This window comes from Pseudonocardia humida, assembly GCF_023898865.1.
Taxonomy (GTDB): domain Bacteria; phylum Actinomycetota; class Actinomycetes; order Mycobacteriales; family Pseudonocardiaceae; genus Pseudonocardia; species Pseudonocardia humida.
This window is the reverse complement of sequence record NZ_JAGSOV010000106.1, coordinates 1-21474: the sequence shown is the minus strand read 5'-3', so window position 1 is coordinate 21474 and position 21474 is coordinate 1. Positions and strand designations below refer to the sequence as shown.

The window sequence follows — 21474 nt, the reverse complement described above, 5'->3', positions numbered from 1 at the left end:
GCTCGCTCCCTCTGCCTCCGGCCCGGTCGCGGCCGCCGGGTCCGTCGATCCGGCCCCAGCCGCGGGCGGTACGCAGATCCCCAGGGCGCACGGCATCACCGGATCGGTACCCGACCCCCCTCGGTCGAGGATGATCCACGTCTCCGTGCCGGCCGCAAGGGCGCCTGCGGCGTCGCTCCGCGATGGCGCCAGCGCCACCCTTGCCCCCGGCACTCCGACGAGCAGTGCGGCCAGGACGAGGGGTGACGGGGGAGCGCGGCCGGATACGGGCTCAGCGCGTGGATCTTCACCAGTCTCGTTCGTAGTCTCGTTCGTCATCGTCTGGGCGGGTCCGCCCAGTCCTGGACGAGAACCGAGCCGCACGTCAGGACGTCAACGGTCGATCACGGACGTTCCCCGGCAGACCTCGAAAGCGTGTGAGGTGCAAGCCTCCGTGGGTTCAAATCCCACCGCTACCGCCACTGAACAGGGCGAACGCCGGGCCTCCCGCTGAGGGAGTGCCCGGCGCTCGTCGTCTGGTTGCAGTTCTGGTCGCAGTCGCGACCCCGCTACTGGGCGCGCGCGAGCATCGGATGCGGAAGCGCGGGCGGAGTGCTCAGTAGTGCGCCGACGCCCACGGACCCCACCGAGACCATCGCGATCAGTCGGCCTTGAGGACGAAGAACAGGAAGCCCAGGAAGCGCGGGCCGGACAGCGTGGCGAACTCCTCCGGGAACATCTCGGGGGCCCCGGGCACGGCCGGCGGCTCGCTGATGACCCCGATCCGGAAGCCGGTCGCGGTGAAGGCGTCGGTCATCGCGTGCAGCGGCCGGTCCCAGAAGGTCAGCCGGGTGCTGCCCCCGCCCATCGTCCACTCCTCGGTGCGCTCGGTGACCCCGAAGTAGTTCGCCTTCTCCCCTGCCAGGCGCCTAGTGAGAGCGAGGGCGAACGGGTGGTCGACCGAGACGATGAGTCGACCGCCGGGGACCAGCACGCGTCGCAGCTCGGCCAGGGTCGGGCCCCAGTCCCGCAGGTAGTGCAGCACCAGGGACGCGACGACGTCGTCGAACGAGTCGTCGGGGAAGGGCAGCGGCTCGGCCAGGTCGGCGACGCGCAGGTCGGCGTCGGGGCCGAGTCGCCGGCGAGCCACCTCCAGCATGCCCGCGCTCGCGTCGATGCCGGTCACGCGGGCACCGCGGTCGCGCAGCGCGGCGGACAGGGGGCCCGCGCCGCACCCGGCGTCGAGGATCCGCCGCCCGGTCACGTCGCCGGCGAGCTCCAGGACCGCGGGCCGCTCGTAGTGGGCGTTCACGAGGCTGACCTCGTTCTCGGCCGCGTACCCCTCGGCGATGGGGTCGTATGCGGCCCTACCGGCCGGCTCAGCGAGACATGGACGATCTCTCGGATCCGTAGTCACGCGGCTCATCGTGGCCGACTGCGTCAAGGCGGACCTCCGATCGAGACAGCGCACCCGGCCCGTGGCCGTGGCTCCGCGCCATCTCCGCGTGTCCGGCCTCCGCCGGGGGCACCGGTCAGGGGTACTCGTCGTGGCGGCCCCACCAGTAGGGCGTGCTCCGCGGGCGGCCGGCGGGGGTGTCCTCCCACTCCTCCTGGCGGCCCAGCGGGGTGAGGTCGAGGATCGACCAGGTCGGGGTGAAGGCCTCCGCGCCGCGGGCGGTGACGAAGTACGTGCGGTACACCCGGTCCCGGTCGTCGTGGATGAACACGTTGATCCCGAACAGCTCGGCGACGCCGAAGTCGGCGCTGAAGTCGTCGCCCAGCAGGGTGTACCAGGGCACGTCCCAGCCCATCCGCTCCGTCAGCGCGGCGATCTTGTCCTGGTCGGCCGGTGAGACCATCGCGAAGGTGGTGTCGCGGGCGTTGACGTGGGCCAGGTTGGGCACGTGGTCGGCGAAGAAGGAGCAGCCGCCGCAGCCCTTGTCCGGCCAGCCGTCGACGTCGGGCTGGTAGAAGAAGCGGTAGAGCACGAGCTGGCGCCGGCCGGCGAACAGATCGAGCAGGCCGACCTCGCCGTCGGGGCCGACGAACCGGTAGTCGGCCTCCACCGGGGTCATCGGCATCCTGCGGCGCTCGGCGGCGAGGGCGTCGCGGGCGCGGGTGAGCGCCTTCTCCTTGGCCAGCATGGCCTCGTGCGCGGCGGCCCACTCCGCCGCCGGGACGACCGGCGGCAGCGCCCGGTCGGGAACGGACGACACGGTCATGGCGACTCCTCATCGTTCGGTCGCGTGGTCGTGAATAAGGACCGCGCGCGAGCCCGGAACTGAGCGCGCCGGGGTGTGGTGAAGCCGGCCACCGAGCCGACCCGCCGTCGCGCGGGCTGGGTACCGTGGGGCCGGAGCCGCACGAGCGGGCTTCCCGGACGAGCGCGCCGTACCCGGATCGACAAGACGGTGCAGCACCCGGGAGGTGTGTGCGATGTCCTGGATCTTCCTCGTGGTCTCCGGCGTCCTGGAGACGGTGTGGGCCGCCGCGCTGGCCCAGTCCCGCGGGTTCAGCCGGCTCGTCCCGTCGCTGGTGTTCGTGGTCGCGCTCGTGCTCAGCATGGGCGGGCTCGCGATGGCCCTGCGCACGATCCCGATCGGCACCGGCTACGCGGTCTGGGTCGGCATCGGGGCGGTCGGGACGGCCGTCTACGGGATGGTGGCGCTGGGCGAGCCGGCGTCGGTGGCGCGGCTGCTGTGCCTGCTGGCGATCGTGGCGGGCGTGGTCGGGCTCAAGCTCGTGCACTGATCGATGACTTCCGCGCCGGGTCGCGGACCTACCCCGAACCCACGACCCCAGGGAGCGCCATGGGCATCCTGAGCTACACCATGAGCATCTCCTTCGACGGCTACGTCGAGGACGAGACCGGCGGCTTCGACTGGGCCGTGCCCGACGAGGAGGTCCACCGCGTCGCGAACGAGCAGACGGAGCGGACGGCGGCGTTGCTGTACGGGCGCCGGATGTTCGAGACGATGGACGAGTTCTGGTCGTCGCCGGAGCGGGCCGACGGGGGTGCGGTGGAGGCGGGGTTCGCGCGGGCCTACGTGGCCACGCCGCGGATCGTCTTCTCCGACACGCTGACCTCCGTCCCCGACGGCTGCCGGCTGGTCCGCAGCGCCGACGCGGTCGCCGAGGTCGAGCGGCTCAAGGAGGAGACCGACGGCGTGCTCGGCGTGGCCGGTCCGGGGCTGGCCGCCGCGCTGGCCGATCAGATCGACGAGCTCGCGCCGTTCGTGGTGCCCGCGGTGGCGGGCGGGGGCAAGCCGTTCCTGCCGCCGGGGCGCCGGTTCGACCTCACGCTGGTCGAGCACCGCGTGTTCGAGGCGTCGGGCTGGGCGATGGTGCGCTACCGCGTCAACCGCTAACCCACGACCAGTGGGGTGCCGGGCACCGCGCGCACCGTGTGGTCACCGCGCACACGTCAGGACATGTGCGCGGTGGAGGTCAGGTGTGCGCGGTGGAGGTCAGGTGTGCGCGGTGCCGGAAGGTGCGCGCGGTGGGTGCACGGGCGATCGCGCCGCGTACCGCATCGTCCGCGGCTCTGGCCTGCGGGTGAACCCGCGTGGCAGGGTCCGGGTACGGGCGAAGGAGGGCCGCGATGAGCGAGCTTGCGAGCGAGTCGTCGACGCAGCGCGATGAGCTGTGGCGCAGGGGTGCCGGTGAGCTGGCGGGGCTGATCCGGTCGGGGGAGGTGTCCTCCACCGAGGTCGTCGAGGCCCACCTGCGGCGGATCGAGGCGGTCAACCCGCGGCTCAACGCGGTGGTCGTGGTCCTGGCCGACGAGGCGCTGAGCGCCGCGAAGGCCGCCGACCACAAGCGCGCGGCCGGGGGAGAGCTCGGCCCGCTGCACGGCGTCCCGGTGACGGTCAAGGAGAACATCGACGTCGCGGGCACCCCGACGACCAGCGGGGTCGTCGCGCTCGGCGAGGCCATCTCGCCGGTCGACTCGCCGGTGGTGGAGCGGCTGCGGGCGGCGGGGGCGGTCGTGGTCGGCCGCACGAACCTGCCCGACATGGGCCTGCGCGTCTCCACCGACAGCAGCCTGCGCGGCCTCACCCGCAACCCGTGGCACGCCGACCGCACCGCGGGCGGTTCCTCCGGTGGCGAGGCCTCGGCGATCGCGTCGGGCATGTCGCCGCTGGGCGCGGGCAACGACATCGGCGGGTCCCTGCGCAACCCCGCGCACTGCTGCGGCATCAGCTCGCTCAAGCCCAGCACCGGGCGGGTCCCGCACTCCACGGCGATCCCGCCGGTCGACAGCTCGCTGGCGTTCCAGCTGATGGCGGTGAACGGGCCGATGGCCCGCCACGTCGACGACGTCCGGCTCGGGCTGCGGGTGATGAACGGCCCCGACCCGCGCGACCCCGAGTCCCTCCCCGTCCCCCTCTCCTTCCCCGACGACGCCCGCCCGGTGCGGGTGGCGCTGCTGCCCGAGCCGCCCGGCGGCCGCACGGACGCCGGCGTGGCCGAGGTCGTCCGGCGGGCGGGGGCGCACCTGGAGGCGGCGGGCTACGAGGTCGAGGAGGTGGTGCCGCCGGGCTACGAGCAGGTCGTCGAGCTGTGGCACGACTTCCTGTTCACCGAGCTGCACACCCTGCGCCCGGTCCTCGACGAGGTCATGGGCGAGGACGGCAGGCGGTTCCTGGGCGTCGTCCTGGGCTCCCGGCCCCAGCTCGACGTCGACGCCTACGTCGGGCTGTTCGTCCGGCGCCGGGAGCTGGCCCGGGCCTGGGCGGAGTTCTTCGAGCGCCACCCGGTGGTCGTCTCCCCGATCTGGGCGCAGCCGGCCTTCGAGCACGGGTGGGACGTCGGTTCCGACGCCCAGTCGCTGGCGACCATGGAGCTGCTGCGCCCGGTGATGCCGGCCAACCTGCTCGGCCTGCCCGCTGCGGCGACGCCGGGCGGGCTCAGCGCAGGCATGCCGGTCGGGGTGCAGTGCATCGCCGCCCCGTTCCGCGACGACCGGGCCCTCGACGCGGCGGCGGCGATCCAGGCCGCGGTCGGCGCGATCACCCCGGTCGACCCGTTCGTCAACGGGTAAACGGCGCGACGGTGGGGCCGCGGCGGGTTACGTTGGCCCGCTGCCCACCCACCGGAGGCCGTACCGTGCGCGAACCGCTCACCGACGAGGCCCTGTCCGCCAAGCTCGTGCGGGGGATGCGCCCGACGCGCGTGGTCCTCGTCGAGCACGACCCGGCATGGGCCGAGCGCTTCGCGGCCCGCGCCGCGCAGCTGCGGGCCGCGCTCGGGCCGCGGGCGCGGCTGATCGAGCACGTCGGCTCGACGTCGGTACCCGGGCTCATCGCCAAGCCGATCGTCGACATCGTCGTCGGCATCGACGACCCCGACGACGAGCCGGCCTACCTGCCCGAACTGCTGGCCCTCGGTTACGACGTGCGGGTGCGCCAGCCCGACCACCGCGCCCTGCGCGCCGGCGACCCCGACGAGCCGGTCAACCTGCACTGCTACCCGCCGGGGCACGACGAGGTGCGCCGGTACCTGCTGTTCCGCGGGCGGTTGCGGGCCGAGCCCGCCGAGCGCGAGCTCTACGCCCGCACGAAGCTCGCCCTGGCCGACCGGGAGTGGCCCGACATCAACTACTACGCGGAGGCGAAGAGCCCGGTGATCGACGAGATCCTGGCCCGCGCCGGGTGGCCCGACCGGGGGCACTAGGGTCCGCCCATGCGGGGGCCGAACCGGGAGGGACGACAGTGAGCGGCGGTCCGAGCTGGCTGCGGGAGCACCCGATCGCGCACCGCGGGTTGCACAGCGCCGAGGTGCCCGAGAACAGCATGGCGGCGTTCGAGGCGGCGGTGTCGGCCGGTTTCGGCATCGAGCTCGACGTCCACCTCTCCGCCGACGACCGCCTCGTGGTCATGCACGACGAGGACCTGCGCCGCACGACCGGCCACCCGGGTCGGGTCGGCGAGCTGGAGTCGGCGCTGGTGCGCGGGATCGCCCTGCTGGGCACCGATGGCACCGTCCCGCTGCTCGACGACGTCCTGGGCGCGGTGGCGGGCCGGGTCCCGCTGCTGGTCGAGGTGAAGACCGGCGACGCGCCGCCGTCGCGGGTCGGGCGGGCGGTGGCGCGCACCCTGGCGGGCTACCGCGGGCCGCACGCCGTGCAGTCGTTCGACCCGCGGCTGCTGATCTGGCTGCGCCGCAACGTCCCCGAGCTGCTGCGCGGGCAGATCGCCGAGGCGTTCCGGCGCGGGCCGCTGCCGCTGGGGCGCAGGCTGGCGCTGCGCGCGATGGTCCTCAACGGCCGCGCGCGCCCGCACTTCATCGCCTACGACGTCGACGCGGTGCCGAGCCTGGCGGTGTCCGTGTGGCGGCGGCTGCTGCGGGTGCCGCTGCTGGTCTGGACGGTGCAGACGGCCGCCCAGCTGGAGCGGGCCCGCAAGGTGCGGGCCAACGTCATCTTCGAGGACATCGACCCGGGGCGACCGGGCCGGTGACGCTGTCCGCCGTGCTGACCGCGGCCCGCGACACCCTGACGACGCTGGGGATCCTGCCGGTGCGGTTCGAGGCCGACGAGAGCGGTGCGCGGGTGCTGGCGGTCATGCCCGACAGCGCGCTGCAGGAGCGCAGCACCGGCCCCTACCGCCGCGAGGAGCCGCCCCCCGAGGCGATGCACCTGGTCCGGTTGATCAGCTGGCGGTGGTCGTCGCGGCCCGAGCGCCCGGATGTCACGCTGGGGATGGCCGGGCCGTGGCCCGAGCTCGCGCTGTCGCTGCCCGAGAGCCGGGTGCGGATCGAGTACGTCGTGCCCGAGGCGGCGCCGCCGGGGTGGCGGCCGGAGCCGGGGCACGTCACCGCCGAGATCGACGTCGTGATGGCGCTGGAGGTCGTGGCCCGGTCGCTCGACGCGGTCGGCGAGCCGCTGCCGGTGCGGGTGTCGCTCGACTACCCGGCCGACCCCGGGTACGGCACCGACCCGCGGTCGGTGCTGCCGGTCGTGCCGACGCTCGTCCTCGACCGCAGGCGCTGCCCACCGCACCGGCGCGCGGCGCACAACGCCGCCCTGCGCGCGGCCGCCTACGCGGACCAGCCGTTCGACCTGTCGGGGGGCACCGCCTTCCGCACCTGGGTGGGCTCGGCCCGCATCCAGGACCTCGACCCGTGACGCTCAGGCCTGCGGGTGGATCCGCAGCGCCGAGAGCAGCCGTTCGTAGCCGTGGTCGGTGAACAGGTCGACCCAGTGCCAGCGGGCCAGCCGCTGCGGGATCGGGCAGGGCTCCAGGCGCACCGGCACCAGGAACGTCGCGCCCTCCGGCTGCGCGTCGGCGGCCTCGACGGCGGCCAGCAGCTGCTCGTCGAGGTAGCCGCGGTCGGTGATCGACCGGCGCGACACGCAGGCCAGCACGTAGCGGCTGCGCTGCACGGCGGCGACGATCTGCTGGTCGAGGTCCTGGTCGGGGCGCGCGTCCACGGCGGCCATCCAGCACCGGACCCCGTCGGCGACCAGGCGCTGGCGCAGCCGGCGCACGGGCTCCTCGGCGTCGGCGGAGTGGCAGAGGTAGATCTGGGCGGGGCCGGCCTCGATCGGGGTGCGGGCGATGTAGCGCAGCCCGCGCTCGGCCTGGACCCGGTCGACGCTGCGGGCGAGCCGGGCCGGCTGGGCGGGCTTGAGCACGTAGTCCAGGGCACCCACCTCGTAGGCGGCCACCGCCTGGTCCTCCCGCTCGGTGACGAACACGATCGGCGGCGCCGCGGCCATGGCGTCGACGACCTGGGCGAGCTGCATCCCGCTGAGCTCGGGCATGGCGGTGTCGGTGAACACCACGTCGACCGGCTCGGACTGCAGGTGGCCCAGCGCCTCGCCGATGTCGCGGGCCCGCAGCACCCGGACGATGCGCGAGTCGGTCTCCAGCCCGGACACCAGCAGCTCGAGCGACAGCCCGTCCTGGTCGACGGCGAGCGCGACGAGTCCGGGCAGGCCGTCTTCGGTGCTCATGGTGCGGTTCTCCTCGGGTGCGGTGCCGTGGACCCTAACGGGTGTCGGCGCGGGGCGGCGCCACGGTGCGCGACGACTCCGGCGCCGTCCGCTGGAAGATCCGGTACAGCCACCACAGCGAGGGCACCAGCAGCAGCGCCCCCACCGCCAGCGCCCCCAGGCTCGCGGCCAGCACCGCGTCGGTGGCCGCGGCCGCCTCGACGGTGACGCCGGGCAGCAGCACCGGGTACTGCGCCACCGCCCACGCCCACAGCACGCCGACCACCGCCAGCGAGGCGCTGATCCGCACGGCGAGGTAGGCCCGTGCCCGCAGCAGCGCCAGCGACACGAGCCCGGCGGCCACCGACATCCCCACCACCGGAAGCGCCGGCCAGCTGCTCAGCTCGGCGAACAGCGCGGGCGCGTCGGTCCGCAGCACCGCCAGCCCGACCACCGAGATCGCGCCGACCACGACGCCGGTCGCCGTGGCCCGCCGCCGGAAGCCCTCGGCCAGCTCGGTCGCGCCCTCGCGGCGGGCGTCCAGGGTGAGGTAGACCGCCGCCAGGTACGCCGTCACCCCGACGGCGAGCACGCCGGTGGTCATCGACGTCGGGTTCAGCCAGCTGCCGAGCAGGTCGCCCGCCGCGATCCCGGGAGGCACCCGTCCGCTCGCGATCGCCCCCGCGGTGGTGCCCAGGAAGAACGGGGTGGCCACCGAGGAGAACGCGAACGCCGCCCCGAACAGCCTGCGCAGCCGCGGCTCGTCGCTGACCTTGCGGAACGCGAAGGCCGCCCCGCGGGCGATGATGCCCAGCGCGACCAGGGTGAGCGGGATGTAGAGGGTGGAGGCGACCGCGGCGAAGACCGACGGGAACCCGGTCCACAGCATGACGATCACGAAGATCAGCCAGACGTGGTTGGCCTCCCACACCGGTCCGATGGAGTGCTCGACCTGCGCGCGCACGGCGGCGCCGCGGCGCGCGTCGCCGGCCAGCAGGTCCCAGAAGCCGCCGCCGAAGTCGGCCCCGCCGAACAGCACGTAGGCGGTGAGGCCGAGCCAGAGCACGGCCAGCATGACGTCTGCGAGGGCCACGGTCACACCACCTTGAACGAGTCGACGTCGGAGTCCTCGAGCGCCGCGGGCACGGGGGTGCTGCGGGTCATCCGGCGCAGCACGTACGCCGTGGCCACGGTCAGCACCGCGTACACGGCGGTCACCAGCACGAAGCCCCAGACCAGCCCGGGCGCGGGGTTGACCGCGTCGGTCGTGCGCAGCACCCCGAACACGATCCAGGGCTGGCGGCCGACCTCGGTCACCGTCCAGCCCGCCTCCAGGGCCAGCACCGCCGCGACGCCCGAGACGGCGCCCGCGCGCAGGAACCAGCGCGTGCGGGGCAGGTCGCGGCGCCGCCACCAGCTCCACGCCGCCCACGCCGACAGCGCGAGCAGCGCGAACCCGACGCCGACCATCAGGTCGAACGCCAGGTGCACGACGGTGACCGGCGGCCGGTCGGCGGGCGCGACCTCGTTCAGCCCGGTGACCACGGCGTTCGGGTCCCAGTGCGCGAGCAGGGAGAGCCCGTGCGGGATCTCCAGCCCGCCGCGCAGCTCCCCGTCGACCGCGACCCCGCCGATGGTCAGCGGGGCGCCGGCCACGGTCTCGAACAGCCCCTCCATCGCGGCCAGCTTCACCGGCTGGTACTGGGCGACGAAGTGCGCGGCCCAGTCGCCCACCGCGACCTGCACCGGCGTCAGCGCGGCGGCCACCGTGAACGGCACCAGGAAGCCGAGGCGGTGGTAGCGGTCGCGCCTGCCGCGCAGCATCGCCACGGCGTACACGCTCGCGGTCAGGAAGCCGGCGACCATGAACGCGGCCACGATCATGTGGGCGGTCTGCGGCGGGGTGGCCGGGTTGAACATCGCCGCCCACGGGTCGACGGCCACGATCCGGCCGTTCACCTCGTCGAAGCCGGTGGGCTGCTGCATCCAGGCGTTGGCGGTGACCACGAAGAAGGCGCTGGCCGTCCCGGCGAGCACGATCGGGATGCCGGCCAGCATGTGCGGGACGGGCGGCAGCCGGTCCCATGCGTAGAGGTAGACGCCCAGGAAGATCGCCTCGATGAAGAAGGCGATGCCCTCCAGCGAGAAGGGCAGGCCGATGACCTCGCCGTAGGTGCCCATCAGGCCCGGCCACAGCACGCCCATCTCGAAGGACAGGATCGTGCCCGACACCGCCCCGACGGCGAACAGCACGCCCATCGCCCGCGCCCAGCGCCGGGCCAGCAGCCGGTAGGCGGGGTCGCCGGTGCGGTACCCCCGCCATTCGGCGATCAGGGTGAGCGCCGGCATCCCGACTCCCAGGCAGGCGACCACGATGTGCCAGCCCAGCGACAGCGCCATCTGCATCCGCGCCGCCGCCAGGTCGGCCGCCGTCGCCCCCGCGGCCAGCAGTACCTCGTCCATGCCGTTCGCCCCCAACTTCTACGTCTCGTAGAAACTCTACGCTCTGTAGAAGTCAGCCCGCCCCCGCCCGCCCCCACCCCGTCGAGAACGAACTTGTCGTCGTTTTGGACCGGTCCAATCGACAACAGGTTCGTTCTCGACGGGGGCGGGGCGGTCAGGTGGGGGAGGGCGAGAGCGTGCCGGTGACGACGGTGGCGTCGAGGTCGGGGTCGGTCAGCGTGCGCACGGCCAGCCCGGCGGCGCGCATCGCCGCGGCGGTGCGCGGCGACTGGCGAGCGCTGGTCTCGATCAGCACTGTGCCCCCGGGCGCGAGCCACCGCGGCGCCCCGGCGATCACCCGGCGCTGCAGGTCGAGGCCGTCCGGGCCGCCGTCCAGGGCGACCACGGCCTCGTGCAGCCGGGCGTCGGCCGGCATGAACGCCAGCTCGGCGGTGGGCACGTACGGGGCGTTGGCCACCAGCACTGCCACCCGCCCGCGCAGGCCGGGCGGCAGCGCGGTGAACAGGTCGCCGTGGTGCACGCGGTCGGCGGGCAGGTTGCGCCGGGCGCAGGCCACCGCGACCGGGTCGACGTCGGCGGCGTGCGGCTCGGCCCGGTCGACCTCGGCGGCGAGGACCGCGGCGATCGCGCCGGAGCCGCAGCACAGGTCGACCACGACCGGCGCCGAGTGCCCGCGGGCCACCGCGACGGCCCGCCGGGCCAGGAACTCGGTGCGCCTGCGGGGCACGAACACGCCGGGCTCGACGGCGATGCGCCGCCCGCAGAACTCCGCCCAGCCCAGCACGTGCTCCAGCGGAAGGCCCTCGACCCGCCGCCGCACCATGGCCTCGAGCTCGGCGGGGTCGCCTGCCGTGGCGACCAGCAGGTCGGCCTCGTCCTCGGCGTAGACGCAGCCCGCGGCGCGCAGCCGGGCCACCAGTGCGGGCGTGACCGGGGAGGGGATCGTCGACATGGGGTCTCCACGGGAGGTGCGCGGGCCCCGCGGGCGGCTACCGGGAACGGGTCGGTCGGCCGGGGGCGGGGAGCCCGATGACTGCTCGTCCGATGATCGGTCCCACCTCCCTGCGGTCGTGCGCGGTCCGTTCTCGCTCGCGGATCAGGCTACTCGCGGCCGTGCTCGGCGAACCAGCTGATCCAGCGCCGCTGGCCGGGGGTCTCGATCGCGCGCGGGCGGTAGTGGGCGCGGGTCCAGGCCACCGCCTCCGCGCCGGGGCACCCGGCGAGCACGGCCATGCAGGCGATCACGGTGCCGGTGCGGCCGACGCCGCCCCCGCAGGCCACCTCCACCCGCTCGCCGCCGGCCGCCCTGCGGTAGGCGCCCGCGATCGCCGCCGCGGCCGCCCGGCCGTCGCGCGGGGTGCGGAAGTCGGGCCAGTCGACCCACTCCGCGGGCCAGTCCGGGCGCCAGGCCCGCTCGTCGACCCCCCGGAACCGCCGCGGCAGGTCGGGGTCGCGGCCGAGGTACAGGCCGAACTGCGGCGACGGCCCGGGCGGCAGCGGCTCGCGGCGCCCGCGGCCCCGCACGACCGTGCCGTCCGGCAGCGTGATCGCTCCGACCAGGGTTTCGGACATCGCGGCAGTCTGCCCGGCGGCTCCCCGGCGGGCCGTCACGGGTGCGCCCGGGCCGTCGGCTACGGCGGGCTGACCCGGACGACGAACTCGACGGTCGTCGGGCCGAGGCTGCCCGAGACGGTCCAGCAGCCGGGCGAGGGGAACTCGATGGTGGCCGGCCAGAACGCCAGCCCGCCCGTGCCGTAGCTCTGGCTGTAGGGCCCGAAGCTGGCCGGGACCGGGGTCATGAGTCCGGGCCTGATCGCGCTGACCTGCGGGACGCCCAGCGCCGACGTGGGCTCGTCGCCCTGCAGGGTCACCCACGGGAACTTGAGCACGATGGACTCGTCCTGCGTCGCCGCGGGGTGGTCGGGCAGCCCCACCCACAGGTCCGCCGCGCCGAACCACGAACCGGTGCTGGTGGCCAGCAGGGCCGGTCGGCTCCCGGCGGGGGTGGCGACCGTTTCCGTGCAGTTCATCGGCGCGGCGGCGGCGGCGGTCTGCAGAGCCTCCGGTTGCGACGTGCTGCAACCGCAGCACAGCAGCACGAGGCCGGCCACGGCGGCGAGCGCGATTCTCATCCGAGACTTCTCCTGCATTGGAGTGACCGCGCCACAGTAGGGATCAGAAACGTTCTTGGCCAGGCTCGGACTAGTACGCGTACGACTCTTCGGAGTAATGGTGACCCAGGTGTTCCGAGTGATCACCCAGCGCGACGGAATGGTCAGGAGTCGCCGAGTAGGGCGGCGTATCGCGCGATGTCGACGTTTCCGCCGCTGACCACCACGCCCACGCGCTGCCCGGCCAGCTCGGCGGCCGTCCGGCGGGCCGCGGCGAACCCGAGGCAACCGGTGGGCTCCACGACCATCTTCATGGTGGCCGCGAACACCCGCATGGCCGCGACCAGTTCGTCGTCGGTGGCGGTGAGCACGGCGTCGACGCCCACCCCGGGGCCGCCGCGCAGGATCTCGAACGGCAGCACGCCGACGTGCTGGGTCTGGGCGCCGTCGGCGATCGTGCGCGGGGCCGGGATGTGCACGATCGAGCCCTTCTCCAGCGACTGCCGCACGTCGTCGCCCGCCTCCGGCTCGACGCCGTAGACGCGGCAGGTCGGCGAGAGCGCCCGGGCGGCGAGCGTGGCCCCGGCGAGCAGGCCGCCCCCGCCGAGCGGCACGAACAGCGCGTCCAGCTCACCGACCTCGGTGAACAGCTCGCGGGTCGCGGTGCCCTGGCCGGCGATGATGTCGGGGTGGTCGTAGGGCGGCAGCAGGGTGGCGCCGCGCCCGTCGGCGACCGCGCGGGCGAGGGCCTCGCGGTCCTCGGTGTAGCGGTCGAACTCGACGACCTCGGCGCCGTACCCGCGGGTGGCCGCGAGCTTGGCCGGCGGGGCGTCGCGCGGCATCAGGATCGTGGCCGGGATGCCGAGGATGCCGGCCGAGAGCGCGACGGCCTGGGCGTGGTTGCCCGAGGAGAACGCGACGACCCCGGCGCGGCGCTGGTCGGGGTCGAACCGGGAGAGCGCGTTGAACGCGCCGCGGAACTTGAACGCGCCCATCCGCTGCAGGTTCTCGCACTTGAAGTACAACCGGGCCCCGACCTCGGCGTCCACCCGCCGGGAGGTGAGCACCGGCGTCCGGTGGGCCTGCCCCTCGATCCGCTCGGCGGCCTTCTCGACGTCGGCGTAGGTGGGTGGGGTGGGCATCGGCGGTCCGTTCGTCGGGGGGCGGGCTCCCCCAGAACGTACGACGCCGGGCCCGTCGGTGACGGGCCCGGCGTCGTGGGCGCTTCGCGCTGTGTCAGCGCACGCGGTTACCGGTGGGCGGAACGCCGACCGCGGCGGCTCCAGAAGCCGGCGACCAGGAACACGCCGAGCGCGGCGACCACGACCTGGACCAGGAGCTCGCCCCAGTCGATGCCGCTCGTCGCGGTGGGGATGCCGATGGCGCGCGCGATGAACGTCCCGATGAAGGCGGCGACGATGCCGATGACGATGGTCAGCCAGATCGGGATCGGCTGACGGCCCGGAACGACGAGGCGCCCGAGCGCGCCGATGATCGCTCCCACGATGATCGCGACAATGATGCTCGTGACGGTCACGCTTTCCTCCAACTGTGCCCGGGGTCGCCGTCAGCGCCCCGCTGGGGTCTGAGTGCCCACTGCGTTCGAGCTCGATGCACGGGGACGCGCCCAAAGCCCGATCTTCGACCGATCGGAGTAGTGAGTTGAACTCTGTGCGCAGTGTTGGACACCCGGTAGGCCGAGTAAATCGGCTCGGGAATGGGCCGGCCGCAACGGGAACGGCGCTGTCGACCGGGGCCGGCCATGGCGCGGGATCGCGCCGCGAAGTGGTCCGTGTCACACTGGGCCGGCATCGTCGCCCGGGCGACCCGGATTGCGGACACCGCGTCCGGCGCAGCGGCGGAAGGGTCCTCCGCGACGGATGTCGTACGGAATCGACCAATCGCGGCCCGATCCTCCGACGGTGTATCAGTTCGGCCGCTGTTTCCTCCGCGAGAAGTGCTCACGATCCGCCGGTGAATGGTCACCAAAAGTGCGGAACCCCACCTGAGGAATAGTGCTCAACGGGTTGTGGGTACGGTCCGCCGCCATGAGCCACCCGACATATCCGCGGCATTATCGGGAGCTGGACCCCGAGCCGGCGGTTCCGGAGACGACCGGCCCCATCGAAGGGGCGCGACGAGCCGAACCGCGACCGGAACCCGAACCCGAGCCGGGGGAGGGGCCGGGGATGCTCGGGCTCCTGGAGCGGATCAGCTCGGTGCTGCTGCCGATCGGCGTCGCCCTGTACGCCGTGCTCTACGTCGGCATCGCGCAGGTCTACTGGATCTTCAACATCAGCCCGCAGCAGGCAGGCATCGACCAGGCCGTGCTGTTCGGGCGGCTGCTGCTGACGGTGATCCTGCTGGTGGTGATCGCGGTGCCGACCGCGGGGGTCCTGGTCGGGATCGCCTGGCTGCTCAACGTGATCAGCCGCGGGGCGCTGCGGCGCGCCTACACCGCGCTGCGCGCGCGCCCGTGGTTCGTCGGGCTCGTCGCCGGGCTGTGGTGCGGCGCCACCTACTGGGGACTGGCCCAGGTGCTCGTCGACCTCGACGTGGTGGTCATGGTGGTCGTCGCGGTGGGGCTGGGCGTGCTGGCGTTCCTGGTGCCGTTCCGGCTCATGCGCCGCAAGCCGGTCGGTCGGGCCGGGATGAAGCTCGTCGTGCTCGGGCTCACCGGCATCGGCCTGGGGTTCCTGCTGATCCTGAACCTGGTCGAGGCCGCGCTCGAGACGCAGGAGACGGGGCAGGTCTCCGAGGTGCTGCTGCTGGTCGGGTTCCAGGACCAGTGGGCGGTCCTGGAGGACAAGGAGAAGGGCGAACCGCTCTACGAGGGCCGGTGGATGATGGTGCTCGGGGAGAGCGAAGGCATGTTCGCCTTCTACGACTGCGACAAGCTCGAGACGCTGCGCAGGCCGTCCGAGTCGGTGGTACTGACCCAGCTCGTACTCGACCCCGAGCGCGAGCCCGGATTCACCTGCGGCAGCCGGGCCGGGTGAACGAATCCGTTCTACGGCGACTGCCGAGCCGGTGCGAACAAGGCGTCGAGCGCGTCCAGCGACTTGTCGACGTAGGCCCGGCGCCCGGATTCCAGGCCGTGGGCGAGGTCCTCCAGCACTCCGCACCGGGCGTAGAAGAGCGCACGGTCTCGCAGGTCCGCACCGAGGCGGGCCAGCACCGCGTCCAGCGCCGCCGCCCCGAGGTCGCGCAGGATCCGCCCGCAGTCGGTCGCCGGGTCGACCAGCCCGGCGTCGGTCCAGTCGATGACCCCGGTGACGGCGCCGCTGCCCGGGTCGACGAGGACGTGCTCGATGCCGAGGTCGTCGTGGGACAGGACGGCGACCCCGCCCGGCGGTGGCGGCGGCGCGGCCAGGAACGCCTCGACCGCAGCCCGGACGCGCTCCGGGACGAGCGCCCGCGCCGCCGCGTACTGCTCGGCGGCGTCGTCGCGCCACACCTCCAGGGGCTCGTCGTCGGCCTCGAGCACGTCCGCGACCTCGGCGACCGGGACGCCGTGCAGGGCGCGCAGCAGCTCGGCCAGCACCGCCGCGACGGCGACCGGCTCGGCGGCGCCCCGGGCCTCGATCAGCGGGACGCCCGGCAGCCGCCGGTAGGCGAGGCAGCCCCGCTCGGGCAGGACGAGCACCGGGACCGGCACCGGCACCGGCGACACCCGCCCGGCCACGGCGAGCACCCGGGCCTCCCGGCGCACCGCGCTCGCCCGCAGCTCCTGGTCGGGCTCCTTCGCGAACCGCACGACCAGGTCGTCGACGGCGAAGGCGGTGTTGTCCAGGCCATCGCCGAGCGTGCGGACCTCGTGGACGGCCAGGTCGGGCAGGTGCCGGCGGAGCAGGTCGCGGACCTGCCCGGTCGAGGGGACTCCCACGGCCGACATCGTGCCCGACGGCGCGGTGACGGCCTAACCGTTGGTGCTCGCGGCGCCGGGTCCGCACCACGCCGCCATCCCGCTGGAGTCCTGCGGTGAGGTGCTGCACCCGCGCCGAGCGCCGCCCGTCCCCGCTCACCCGCCACCGGCGACCGGACGGCACCCGGCCCTCACGTCCGGCCCAGCAGCCGTTCGAGCGTCCGGCGCCCCAGCCGGCTCAGCGCGGGGCTCGACCGGGCGTAGTACCAGACCAGCCCCATGGCCTGCGCGAACGCCCAGGCCCGGCCCCGGGCCCATTCGAGGTCGTCGGAGCCCAGCGCCGCCCGGAACCCGCCGCGCGGGGCGTCCTCCAGCAGGTGCCACGCCGCCACGAGGTCGAGGGCGGGGTCGGCGGGGCCGAACCCGCCGCCGTCCAGGACCCCGGTCAGGCGCCCGCCCGCGACCAGCACGTTGCCGGGGATCAGGTCCCCGTGCGACATCACGTCCGCGCCGACCCGGGGGAGCTCCCGCAACTCCCCCCACAGCCGCTTCAGCGGCCCCACCTCGAGCAGCCCGTCCGACTCGCGCAGGCAGGTCCGCATCCAGTCGTCCTGGTCCCGGAGGTCGCCGCCGCGGCCCGGGCCCGCGAACGTCCGCCCACGGGTGCTCGTCGCGCGGAGCGCGCCGATGAAGGCGGCGAGGTCCCCGGCGAAGGCCCGCGACGCGCCCGGGTCGTCCTCCGCGGCCGTCGTGCCGGGCACCCAGGTCTGCACCGCCCACGCGTGGGGGTAGCCGTGACCGGGCTCGCCGATCGCGACCGGTTCCGGGGTCGGGACCGGGCTGCGGGACGCCAGTTCGCGGGCGGCCGCGGCCTCGGCGACCAACCGGGCCCGCGTCCGGCCCGGGTCGCCCGCCCGCAGCGGGAAGCGGGCCGCGAGGTCGTCGCCGATGCGGTGGATCGCGTGCACCGTGCCGGCGGCGGCCACCTCGCGGACGAGCAGGTGCGCCCACCGCGGGAACTGGTCCGCGACCAGCCGGCGCACGACGTCCGGGGCGGCGCGCACCTCGTCGTCGTGCATCACCGGGGCGAGCATCCCCGGGTGCGGGCACGAGCGCACCGGAGTTGCGGGACCGGTCGGCTCGCGGTCACACGGCCGGAAGGTGGCCCTTGACGAGCCTGGCCATGACCCCGGCCCGGCGCTGGAACCGGAAGTCGACGACCTCCTCGGACCACCGGTGCCCGCGGGCGCGGACGTGCTCGCGCAGCGCGGGGAGGAACGGCACGGCCTCCCCGGCCCCGCGCCGGACCAGGGGGTAGAGCCGCACCTCGCCGCGCGCGACCCGCAGGAGCTCGTCGACGGCGTTCGCGTGCCACTGCAGGTCCAGCGGATCGGCCCAGGTGAACAGCAGGTGCGAGCACAGCACCAGGTCGAAGCCGGAGTCGGGGAACGGCAGGTCGGGCAGGCTGCCGGCGCGGTAGCGCTCGGGTCGCGCCGCCTTGTCGTCGAGGAACCGCGCGGCCGCGACGGCGCGCATCCGGTCCCGCCGCCGCGGCGTTCGGTACCAGTCCCAGACGAACTCGTCCGCGTGCTCGACGGCGATGTCGGCGCACCGGCGCGTGTCGCCGGCCAGTGCGGCGGCCAGCTCGACGTCCGGACGGGCGTACGCCGGGTCCACGGCGACGGCATCGGCCCCCGGCCCCAGTTCGGCCACGAAGCTGGACCCACCGGCGGCGCAGTCGAGGACGGCCCCGGTCAGGTCGGCGTCGGAGAGCCCGAACATCGCCCGGTACTCGGCCAGCGACCGGCTCGAGATCAGCACGTCGCGCCGCCGGTGCCGGCGCATCCGACGAGACCGACGATCTTCGCGCTGCACGTGGTCGAGGTCGGGTGGAGGGCGATCTGCCCACCACTGATCTCGAGCACCGCGCCCCCTGTCTCCTGACCCGGCCCGGGACCCCCGACGGGTCCACGGCCGGCTCCGACCGTACCGATGACGGTGCCGGTGCCCGGGCGTCCGTGGGCCGTCTTCCGGTGGCCGCTCGCCCGCCTCGCACGGTGCCGCTCGCCTGACGGCGGCCTCGTCGGCCCGGGGCCCGGGGCCCGCACCGCCCCTTTCCCAGGAGAACCATGTCCGTGCAGAGCGACGCGCCCGCCGGAGCCCGTGTCGTCGTCAACCCAGGTTGACATTCGTTCCGCGACCGACCTGGCCTGTGTCAACTCAAGTTGACGTGGGAGGGGATGCGCCGTCCCATCGCCGCGTGGGCGTTCCCGATCCCGGTGTTCCCCGCGCTCAGCGGCCCGTACGCGGTCGGCACCACCGTCGTGCAGTGGACGGACCCGCAGCGCCCCGAGCCCACCACTGCTGATCCGGACGACCACCGCGAGGTCGTCGCCCAGCTCTGGTACCCGGCCCAGGACATCACCGCGGACGCGGAACGGGCCCGCTACCTCGGCCGCACGCAGGAGGAATCCGAGACCGTCGCACGCGCGCTCGCCGAGAACGCCGGACTGCCGCCGTTCACCTTCGACGCCATCCCCGGACCCGCACCCACGCGGTGCCCGACGCCACTCCCGCGGGCAGCGCTTCCCCGTCGTGCTCCTCTCACCCGGCTCGGGCGAGGTGCGCGGCCAGTGCACCGCATGGGCCGAGGACCTGGCCGGTCGCGGTTACGTCGTGGCCGGGCTGGACCACGCCTACGACTCACCCGTCGTCGTCCTCACCGAGGGCCGCACCGTCCGCGGCGCGACCGACCCGAGCGTGCTCGACCAGCTCGTCCGCACCCGCGCCGCCGACCTCGGCTTCGCCTTGACCCGACTCGGCCGCCTCGACCGCGGGGAGATCACCGGTCCGCTCACCGGACACCTCGATGCGAGCCGGGCCGCCGTGGCCGGCCACTCCCTCGGCGGCGCGGCCGCCCTCGCGCTCATCGGGGAGGACCTCCGGTTCGCCGCCGCCGTCGACCTCGACGGCAACCCGACCGACCCGTCGACGCGGCCCCACCCGCAGCCGGTCCTCGCGATCACCAGCCCGCGCTACGACAACCCCACCGGCGACCACGCGGTCCGCCTCGACCGAGCACTCGACCGCAGCACCACCGCCGGATACCGGCTCACCATCCCCGGATCCGGCCACCTCAGCCCCACCGACCTGCCGCTCTTCCTGCCCCCGGTGCTCCCGTCGATGTTCGGGTCGCTCGACCGCGACAGCGGCCCCCGCATCACCGCCGACGCCACCGCCGCGTTCCTCGACCACACCCTGCGCCCCGTCCCGACCGACCCGGCCGCTGTCCTGCGTCGGTACGGCGACGTGGCCGTCCACCCCGGTTGACCGACTCCGCGGCCGGAACCGAGACCGAACGACGACGCCCGGACGTCCGCGCGAGCGGTCGTCCGGGCGTCTGCGCTGGTCGCGCGTGGCGGAGGATAGGGGATTTGAACCCCTGAGGGCGTTAACCCAACACGCGTTCCAAGCGTGCGCCATAGGCCACTAGGCGAATCCTCCGCCGAGCACTATACCCACCCGGTCGCCGCGCCTCGACCGCCCGGGGTCCCCGGCGCCCGCGCCCTCGACGGCGGCACTACACTCGTCCCCGGACCCCGCGCGGCGTCCATCCTGTGAACTCCCCCAGGGCCGGAAGGCAGCAAGGGTCAACGGGCTCTGGCGGGTGCGCGGGGTCCCCTTCACGTTCGGGGTCGGGTGCCCGGCCCCCCGCTCGGGCCGGTGGGTAGCCTCGCCGGGTGGCGCTGGCTCTGTACCGCAAGTACCGCCCGGCGAAGTTCTCCGAGGTGGTCGGGCAGGAGCACGTCACCGAACCGCTGAGCACGGCGCTGTCGGCGGGGCGCATCAACCACGCGTACCTGTTCTCCGGGCCGCGGGGCTGCGGCAAGACCTCCAGCGCCCGCATCCTGGCCCGGTCGCTGAACTGCGTGCTCGGCCCGACGCCCGACCCGTGCGGCACGTGCCCCTCGTGCGTGTCGCTGGCCCCCGGCGGCCCGGGCAACATCGACGTCACCGAGCTCGACGCGGCCTCCCACGGCGGTGTGGACGACACCCGCGAGCTGCGCGACCGGGCGTTCTTCGCGCCGGCCGAGTCGCGCTACCGGGTGTTCATCGTCGACGAGGCGCACATGATCACCACGCAGGGCTTCAACGCCCTGCTGAAGATCGTCGAGGAGCCGCCGGAGCACCTGGTGTTCGTGTTCGCGACCACCGAGCCCGACAAGGTCCTGACCACCATCCGCTCGCGCACCCACCACTACCCGTTCCGACTGATCCCGCCGGGCACGCTGCGCGGGCTGCTGGAGCGCATCTGCGCCGAGGAGGGCGCGGCCGTGGCGCCGCCGGTGTACCCGCTGGTCATCCGGGCGGGCGGGGGGTCGGCGCGCGACTCGCTGTCCATCCTCGACCAGCTGCTGGCCGGGGCGGGCGAGGGGGGCGTCACCTACGAGCGGGCCGTCTCGCTGCTCGGCGTCACCGACGTCTCGCTGATCGACGACGTCGTGGACGCGCTCGCCGCGGGCGACCGGGCCGCGGTGTTCGAGGCGGTCGACCGGCTCGTCGAGGCCGGGCACGACCCCCGCCGCTTCGCCGCCGACCTGCTGCAGCGCCTGCGCGACCTCACCCTGCTGCAGGCCGTGCCGGAGGCGGCCCAGCGGGGGCTGGTCGAGGCGGCCGACGACGAGGTCGCCCGGATGATCGAGCAGGCCGACCGGTTCGGCCCGGCCACCCTGACCCGCTACGGCGAGATCGTGCACGCCGGGCTCACCGAGATGCGCGGGGCCACGGCGCCGCGGCTGCTGCTGGAGCTGCTCTGCGCGCGGATGCTGCTGCCCGCCGCCGACATCGCCGAACCGGGGATGCTGGAGCGCCTCGAACGGCTGGAGCGCCGCAACTCCATCTCGCCCGCTCCTCCGCAGCCGGGGGAGTCGGGGCCGGTGGCGTCCGAGGACGGCGGGTCGGCCGCCGGCCGGCGGACGTTCGCCCGACCCAGCGGCCGCCGCGCCCCCGACGCGGCGGGCCCGCCGCCGGAGCGCGAGCCCGCCGGGCCGCCGCCCGCCCCGCAGGCCCGCGCCGAGCGCCCCACCCCGACCGACGACCGCCGCCCGGCCCCGCCC

22 protein-coding genes, 1 tRNA gene, 1 other RNA gene and 1 riboswitch are annotated in these 21474 nt (G+C 74.5%); of the genes, 10 read left to right on the top strand and 14 right to left on the bottom strand.

The genetic code is table 11. The annotated features are described in order from the left end of the window. Positions 1-640: 640 nt before the first annotated feature. Positions 641-1405, bottom strand: a complete 765-nt coding sequence (locus KDL28_RS39440; RefSeq protein WP_252446597.1) for a class I SAM-dependent methyltransferase — start codon at positions 1403-1405, stop codon at positions 641-643. 106 nt (positions 1406-1511) lie between these two features. Further along, the gene (locus tag KDL28_RS39435; RefSeq protein WP_252446595.1) at positions 1512-2201 is read right to left on the bottom strand and encodes a DUF899 domain-containing protein; all 690 of its coding nucleotides are present in this window, start codon (positions 2199-2201) and stop codon (positions 1512-1514) included. 130 nt (positions 2202-2331) lie between these two features. Further along, positions 2332-2397: riboswitch (guanidine-III (ykkC-III) riboswitch) on the top strand. An 18-nt stretch (positions 2398-2415) separates the two neighbouring features. On the opposite strand from KDL28_RS39435, the gene KDL28_RS39430 reads away from it, so the two are divergent. From KDL28_RS39430 to KDL28_RS39405, 6 genes are all read left to right on the top strand, one after another. Beyond that, positions 2416-2730 (top strand): DMT family transporter, encoded by a 315-nt coding sequence (locus tag KDL28_RS39430; RefSeq protein ID WP_252446594.1) that lies wholly within the window; start codon positions 2416-2418, stop codon positions 2728-2730. A gap of 59 nt (positions 2731-2789) precedes the next feature. Next, a complete protein-coding gene (locus KDL28_RS39425; protein WP_252446593.1) occupies positions 2790-3347 on the top strand; it encodes a dihydrofolate reductase family protein in 558 nt (185 codons plus the stop codon). Positions 3348-3580: 233 nt separating this feature from the next. After that, the gene (locus KDL28_RS39420; RefSeq protein WP_252446592.1) at positions 3581-5023 is read left to right on the top strand and encodes an amidase; all 1443 of its coding nucleotides are present in this window, start codon (positions 3581-3583) and stop codon (positions 5021-5023) included. A 65-nt stretch (positions 5024-5088) separates the two neighbouring features. Further along, entirely contained in the window at positions 5089-5655 is a 567-nt protein-coding gene (locus KDL28_RS39415) for a GrpB family protein (protein WP_252446591.1), read from the top strand. 38 nt (positions 5656-5693) lie between these two features. Then, positions 5694-6440: a glycerophosphodiester phosphodiesterase family protein gene (locus KDL28_RS39410; protein ID WP_252446590.1), complete on the top strand. Its 747-nt coding sequence runs from the start codon at positions 5694-5696 to the stop codon at positions 6438-6440. Further along, the gene (locus KDL28_RS39405) at positions 6437-7108 is read left to right on the top strand and encodes a hypothetical protein (RefSeq protein WP_252446589.1); all 672 of its coding nucleotides are present in this window, start codon (positions 6437-6439) and stop codon (positions 7106-7108) included. The genes KDL28_RS39410 and KDL28_RS39405 overlap by 4 nt, the downstream gene beginning before the upstream one ends. Positions 7109-7111: 3 nt before the next feature. Here KDL28_RS39405 and KDL28_RS39400 read toward each other — a convergent pair whose 3' ends face one another. The 8 genes from KDL28_RS39400 to KDL28_RS39365 form a co-directional block, all read right to left on the bottom strand. Further along, the gene (locus KDL28_RS39400) at positions 7112-7939 is read right to left on the bottom strand and encodes a TIR domain-containing protein (RefSeq protein ID WP_252446588.1); all 828 of its coding nucleotides are present in this window, start codon (positions 7937-7939) and stop codon (positions 7112-7114) included. Positions 7940-7973: 34 nt separating this feature from the next. Beyond that, positions 7974-9011, bottom strand: a complete 1038-nt coding sequence (locus KDL28_RS39395) for a cytochrome d ubiquinol oxidase subunit II (protein WP_252446587.1) — start codon at positions 9009-9011, stop codon at positions 7974-7976. A gap of 2 nt (positions 9012-9013) precedes the next feature. Beyond that, the gene (locus tag KDL28_RS39390; protein WP_252446586.1) at positions 9014-10381 is read right to left on the bottom strand and encodes a cytochrome ubiquinol oxidase subunit I; all 1368 of its coding nucleotides are present in this window, start codon (positions 10379-10381) and stop codon (positions 9014-9016) included. Positions 10382-10535: 154 nt separating this feature from the next. Next, a complete protein-coding gene (locus KDL28_RS39385) occupies positions 10536-11333 on the bottom strand; it encodes a putative protein N(5)-glutamine methyltransferase (protein ID WP_252446585.1) in 798 nt (265 codons plus the stop codon). Positions 11334-11482: 149 nt separating this feature from the next. Then, positions 11483-11953, bottom strand: a complete 471-nt coding sequence (locus KDL28_RS39380; protein ID WP_252446584.1) for a phosphatase domain-containing protein — start codon at positions 11951-11953, stop codon at positions 11483-11485. 59 nt (positions 11954-12012) lie between these two features. Continuing rightward, the gene (locus tag KDL28_RS39375) at positions 12013-12513 is read right to left on the bottom strand and encodes a hypothetical protein (protein ID WP_252446583.1); all 501 of its coding nucleotides are present in this window, start codon (positions 12511-12513) and stop codon (positions 12013-12015) included. Positions 12514-12656: 143 nt separating this feature from the next. Then, on the bottom strand, positions 12657-13634 hold the full coding sequence (locus KDL28_RS39370; RefSeq protein ID WP_252446582.1) for a threo-3-hydroxy-L-aspartate ammonia-lyase: 978 nt from the start codon (positions 13632-13634) through the stop codon (positions 12657-12659). A gap of 107 nt (positions 13635-13741) precedes the next feature. Continuing rightward, positions 13742-14029, bottom strand: coding sequence for a GlsB/YeaQ/YmgE family stress response membrane protein (locus tag KDL28_RS39365; RefSeq protein WP_252446581.1), 288 nt, complete (start codon positions 14027-14029; stop codon positions 13742-13744). A gap of 652 nt (positions 14030-14681) precedes the next feature. On the opposite strand from KDL28_RS39365, the gene KDL28_RS39360 reads away from it, so the two are divergent. Further along, positions 14682-15491: a hypothetical protein gene (locus tag KDL28_RS39360; RefSeq protein ID WP_252446580.1), complete on the top strand. Its 810-nt coding sequence runs from the start codon at positions 14682-14684 to the stop codon at positions 15489-15491. A gap of 11 nt (positions 15492-15502) precedes the next feature. Here the strand turns inward: KDL28_RS39360 and KDL28_RS39355 are convergent, their stop codons facing one another. The 3 genes from KDL28_RS39355 to KDL28_RS39345 all read right to left on the bottom strand — a co-directional run bounded on the left by KDL28_RS39355 (position 15503) and on the right by KDL28_RS39345 (position 18202). Then, positions 15503-16378: a phosphotransferase family protein gene (locus KDL28_RS39355; RefSeq protein ID WP_252446579.1), complete on the bottom strand. Its 876-nt coding sequence runs from the start codon at positions 16376-16378 to the stop codon at positions 15503-15505. Positions 16379-16548: 170 nt separating this feature from the next. After that, on the bottom strand, positions 16549-17436 hold the full coding sequence (locus tag KDL28_RS39350) for an aminoglycoside phosphotransferase family protein (RefSeq protein ID WP_252446596.1): 888 nt from the start codon (positions 17434-17436) through the stop codon (positions 16549-16551). Positions 17437-17503: 67 nt separating this feature from the next. Further along, complete coding sequence (locus KDL28_RS39345; protein ID WP_252446578.1) at positions 17504-18202, bottom strand: methyltransferase domain-containing protein; 699 nt, start codon at positions 18200-18202, stop codon at positions 17504-17506. Between the two features lie 750 nt (positions 18203-18952). Between KDL28_RS39345 and KDL28_RS39340 the strand changes: the two genes are divergently transcribed. Continuing rightward, a complete protein-coding gene (locus KDL28_RS39340; protein WP_252446577.1) occupies positions 18953-19687 on the top strand; it encodes an alpha/beta hydrolase family protein in 735 nt (244 codons plus the stop codon). A gap of 86 nt (positions 19688-19773) precedes the next feature. On the opposite strand, the gene KDL28_RS39335 is transcribed toward KDL28_RS39340, so the two are convergent. Then, positions 19774-19861, bottom strand: a tRNA-Ser gene (locus KDL28_RS39335). An 87-nt stretch (positions 19862-19948) separates the two neighbouring features. On the opposite strand from KDL28_RS39335, the gene ffs reads away from it, so the two are divergent. Then, positions 19949-20043, top strand: an RNA gene (ffs, locus tag KDL28_RS39330) — signal recognition particle sRNA small type. 54 nt (positions 20044-20097) lie between these two features. Then, a partial coding sequence (locus KDL28_RS39325) for a DNA polymerase III subunit gamma and tau (protein WP_252446576.1) occupies positions 20098-21474 on the top strand: 1377 nt, incomplete at its 3' end.